The sequence below is a fragment of the Acidovorax sp. LjRoot204 genome, assembly GCF_056175785.1.
In genome coordinates, this window is record NZ_JBGFFF010000352.1 from 1 (window position 1) to 1,229 (window position 1,229).

At 64.1% G+C, this 1,229-nt stretch carries 1 protein-coding gene; it reads left to right on the forward strand.

Features of this window, described 5'->3' with window-relative positions; translation table 11 throughout:
* A partial coding sequence (locus AC04MI_RS25305; protein ID WP_476499062.1) for a site-specific integrase occupies window positions 1-742 on the forward strand: 742 nt, incomplete at its 5' end.
* Window positions 743-1,229: the final 487 nt, after the last annotated feature.

Genomic DNA, 1,229 nt, shown 5'->3' on the forward strand with positions numbered 1-1,229 from the left:
CAGCCAGGAGATCCACTATGCGCTCCAGCTACTCGCTGATGAGGGCCAGAAAGAGGCCCTGCGTCGAACAAACAACACCTCTGCCCTCAAGGCCAAGCACATCGMTGTCGACGACTTCCAGGCGATCTGCGCTCACCTGGAGGACCTGATCGAGGGCAAGACGGTCCGCCGCGGCCCGAAGTCCAACCTGGCCCGTGCCCTGCTCGTGTGGTGCAAGGCATCGGATCTGACCGGCGTGCGCCCCTCAGAGTGGATCAGCGCCGATCTGGTGGAGGTCAACGGCATCCAGGCGCTGAAGGTGCGCAACGCCAAGAACAGCCAAGGACGCGCCAACGGCGAGTTCCGCCACCTGGACCTGTCCAAGCTCAAGGCGGACGAGATGGAAGCCATCGAGCAGCAGCTGGAGCTCATCGACGGCCACCGGGACCCCGAGTCCTTCACGGCGCTGCAGCTGAACATGCGGCTGTTCTTCCACCGGGTGACCCGGCGCGTACTGGGCAAGCGCGATCGGTACCCCTCCCTGTACACGTTCCGGCACCAGTTCAGCGCCGATGCCAAGAGCTCGGGCAAGGGCCGGCGCGAGGTCGCGGCCTTGATGGGGCACGGCTCGGACGCCACTGCCGGCAGGAGCTACGCAAAGTCCAAGTACGGCCGCGGCAAGGTACGTGTAGAGCCCGTAGCCGCTGAAGTTGCCACGGTACGGCTCAAGGCCAAGCAAGCGCCGCTTCGCAATCCAGATTGAAGCAACAGCACATGCTGTTACCTAACAGCATCTAACACCAGCCGCCAAGCGCAGCGCCCCAGAAATTGGGACCGAAGGGCTGGCCGACCCACACGCCCCGATCCGGACGGATGGGGGTTGCTGGATACGATGGCCATGGGTTCAACGGCCACTGGTCGTAGCGCCAGGCCCGCGACACTGCGCCGACCCTTCCCTTCGTGAACCCCGCTGTCGCGTAGGTCCTGGCGCTCTCCAGGTCGGCTAGAACCAGTTCAACAGCACATAACAGCATGTAACAGCAGCCTGCGGGGATAATGCCCCCGTTTATGGGATCGAAGGGCGCCGCCGCAGGCATTTCATGGCGGGACGGTCTCTGCCCGTGGCAGAGCGGTTCAACGGCCTTCCGATTCCTGGTGATCGCCGATCGCTGCTTGCAACCGACCAGCCATCGTTCTCGACCGGCCGCGCGATGCCATATCGGCATCTCTCTGCAGGCGCGGAATGCTGT